The following is a 3,104-nucleotide window of genomic DNA, read 5'->3' on the forward strand; positions in this document are numbered from 1 at the left end:
CCCCCTCGGCATTCGGGTGTGCATCATTGGTAGCTCTCGTATTCCTTGACCTGCCAGGGCAGATCGGGCGAGGACCGCACCAGGAACACGTACACGCTGTGGAACTCGGATTCCGCCTTCCAACCGCCTTCACCCTGGATGTCCACTTTGACGCCGACCCAGCGCGTGGCTTCGAGAAGTGCGTCCTGCACTCCCTCGGCGGCGTGCTCGTCCTCGATCAGGGCGGTGGTGCTGTAGGCCTTGTGTGTCGTCCATTCACGCCACGTGAGCCCGGGGCCCTTCTCGGGGGTCGGCACATCGCGGAGCAGGGCGTAGTAGGCGGGCTCCAACAGGGGAGCCGCCCGCAGGACCGCTCGCTGCTGCGAGTCGTCGACCGTGGTGTCCCAGGTATGCACAGCGCGGGCGAACGCCTGTGCCACCGCGGTCGCGTCCTTGGTGTCGAAAGCCTGTTCGGCGGGGACCCCGCCCCGTGGAACACCTGGTGGGCGTGGGGTGGTTGGCGGAGTCGGAACCGCGGAGGCCGGCGCGGGGGAGGATGTGACCGCTTGCGAGGAGACCACCGAACTTGGCTCGGGCACAGCTCCGTTCGAGGGTGGTTCCTGCTCGGGACCCTCGGGTGCCTGCGCTTCAGGGTCCGTGAGCCCGCCCGTCGGGGCGGCGGCGGTCGACGGAGCCGCACCGTTCTGGGTCCCGGGTCCGGGAAGCGAGCATGCTGACACGAGAACCGCGGCGGCCAGCCCCAGGGCGCACCCGACACCCACCGGAGTGCTCCGCCTCATGTCCCCACCTTGCCTCTCACCTCGCGCTGTCGCGAACTTCCACCTACTGCAGGACACTTCCGGCGGCGCAGGCACCGGCGACGGGCACGGCGCGCCTGGGCCTTGGGACGGTACGTATCCCGACCGTGGTTGGTGAGCCCGTTCTCGTTGTCCATGAAGTTCTGCACCTGCGCCTTGGCGCTGCTGGAGAGTTCTTTGTCACCGACCGCGATCGCGTGGATGTGCGGACCCCAATCGCCCTCCTCCGGGGTTCGCGCCCAAGCGGCGAAGCCGGCCGCGCGGAGTGCACCCACTTCCCGGTCCCCAACAGGAGCCAGGTCGAGCGCGCCACCGCCGTCATGGGTGCCCCCGGACGCCCCGACCCCGCCTGCGTTGTAACTGCCCTGCATGACCTGGAAGTGACCCTTGCTCGAGGTCGGGTTCTTCACGCCGAGACTCCGCTCCGCGGCCTCCAGCATGCGAATGGTCCGTACGTTGAGCGTCCAGCCGCGGTACTTCCGTCGCTGCCCGTCTCCGTCCTTCCACGGCGCGGCGGCTATGTAGCCGAGCGGCTTGCCCTTGGTGCCGTTGCCCGGGTTCCCCGACGGACCGGCCACCGCGGTGAACCGGCCGGCGTTGTAGCCGATGTCGTCCACATAGAACCTCGTCTCCCGGTAGTCCGGGACGCCTTTGTACTTCTGCACCGCGCCTGGCCCGGCATTATAGGCGGCCAGCATGTTTTCGATCTTGTCGCCGGGGATGTCCTTCACAATCTCGTGGACCTCGCAGTCGTACGAGGCCATGGAGGCTATCGCGTCCGCCGGGTCGTCGATGTCCTTGTCCCCGTCCCCGTCGCCGTCGATTCCGTGGGTTTTCCATGTCCCAGTCATGAACTGCGCAATGCCGCGGGCCACTTTCGTGGGGTCATAGTCGGGATCGTTGCGGTATCTCTGGTCCGTCTTCTGCGAGACGTACTTGTCGCCCTTGGACTCCTGGTAGATCTGCGCGGCCAACAAGGGTGCGGTGATCTTCACCTTGACGCCCTTGCATTTGTCCGGCGGGTTCTTGCACACGTTGATGATGACGGAGCGGACTTCGGCATCGCTGATGCCGCCCTTACGGGCCGTCCCGGGCTTCTCCGCGGCGGCGGCGCTGAGCCCGCAGTCACCCCAGCCGTCGTTGGCGGACACCTGCTGGCTGACGGCCAGGTTGAATGCCTGCCGTTGTTCTTCCTCCTCGTCCTGACTCGCCCATATGCCGCAGCCGCTCAGCCACAGCGCCGCCGAAACGGCCATGCAGGTGGCGACCTGGCGCCACAGCGTTCGTTGGCCGACAGCCACGGACCCCTCCCCGGGAAATGCCTTTGCTACAGCTCTTCTTTGACTTCCAGGCTCGGGCTGCTGTTGTTGCCCGCCTCGATCCGCGCGTCGACCTTCGCGCCGGACTTGATGTCGCTGCCGAGCCCCGAGGCCATTCCGGCCCGATCGGCAGGGGAACGGTCGGCCATCTTGTTGACGGCCCGCTCCGTGTCCCTGACAGAGGCAACGCCCTTCTCGGCGGGCATGTTGGTGTTGGGCACCGAGGCCGTGCGCACGGAAGCCGATCGGGCCTGCGCCCCGGACTGTCCGACGGAACGTCCGCTCGCGGCCGCGGCGGCGTCGATCGACGGTCTGGTGACCCGCTGACCGGGCGTATACGGCCCCGAAACCACCTCCCCTGGCAACGAGGTTGCCGGGGAGGGTTCCTGCGACGCAACTTCCGTGGAACCGCCGCCTGTTTCGACGTCGGCGCTCCGTGCCGGGTTGGCGGCCCCCGTAGGTTGTTGCCCCTGACGCTCCTGCCCCGTGGGCTCCGAGCCCGAGGGTGTGAATTCTCCTGTCGGCTCCCAGCCCGAGGGTGTGAACTCCCCCGTGGGCTCCCAACCCGAGGGTGTGAACTCCCCTGTGGGCTCCCAGCCCGAAGGCGTGAACTCCCCATCGGCCGCGGGCCCCGCCTGCCCCGTGGGCTCCGAGCTTGAGGGTGTGAATTCTCCTGTCGGCTCCCAGCCCGAGGGTGTGAACTCCCCCGTCGGCTGCCAGCCCGAGGGTGTGAACTCCCCCGTGGGCTGCCAGCCCGAGGGTGTGAACTCCCCCGTGGGCTGCCAGCCCGAAGGCGTGAACTCCCCATCGGCCGCGGGCCCCGCCTGCCCCGACCCAGCGGGTTCAACGCCGGTGGGATCCTGCACCGGTGCCGACGGAGGGCTGTCGACGTCGAGATCGTCGGCGCTACGCTGCGCGGGGTTCGGCGCGGGGTTCGGCGCGGGGTTCGGCGCGGGGTTCGGCGCGGGGTTCGGCGCGGGGTTCGGCG

At 68.7% G+C, this 3,104-nt stretch carries 3 protein-coding genes; all 3 read right to left on the reverse strand.

Annotation, left to right across the window (positions count from 1 at the left end):
- Nucleotides 1–23: 23 nt before the first annotated feature.
- Nucleotides 24–419 (reverse strand): hypothetical protein, encoded by a 396-nt coding sequence (locus tag ACRX5S_RS27520; RefSeq protein ID WP_436775795.1) that lies wholly within the window; start codon nucleotides 417–419, stop codon nucleotides 24–26.
- Between the two features lie 356 nt (nucleotides 420–775).
- Entirely contained in the window at nucleotides 776–2,098 is a 1,323-nt protein-coding gene (locus ACRX5S_RS27525; RefSeq protein WP_436775796.1) for a transglycosylase SLT domain-containing protein, read from the reverse strand.
- 26 nt (nucleotides 2,099–2,124) lie between these two features.
- Nucleotides 2,125–2,337 carry a hypothetical protein gene (locus ACRX5S_RS27530; RefSeq protein WP_436775797.1) on the reverse strand — a complete coding sequence of 71 codons (213 nt, stop codon included), beginning with the start codon at nucleotides 2,335–2,337 and terminating at the stop codon, nucleotides 2,125–2,127.
- Between the last annotated feature and the right edge of the window lie 767 nt (nucleotides 2,338–3,104).

The sequence above is a fragment of the Yinghuangia sp. YIM S09857 genome, from assembly GCF_051388915.1.
Classification (GTDB): domain Bacteria; phylum Actinomycetota; class Actinomycetes; order Streptomycetales; family Streptomycetaceae; genus Yinghuangia.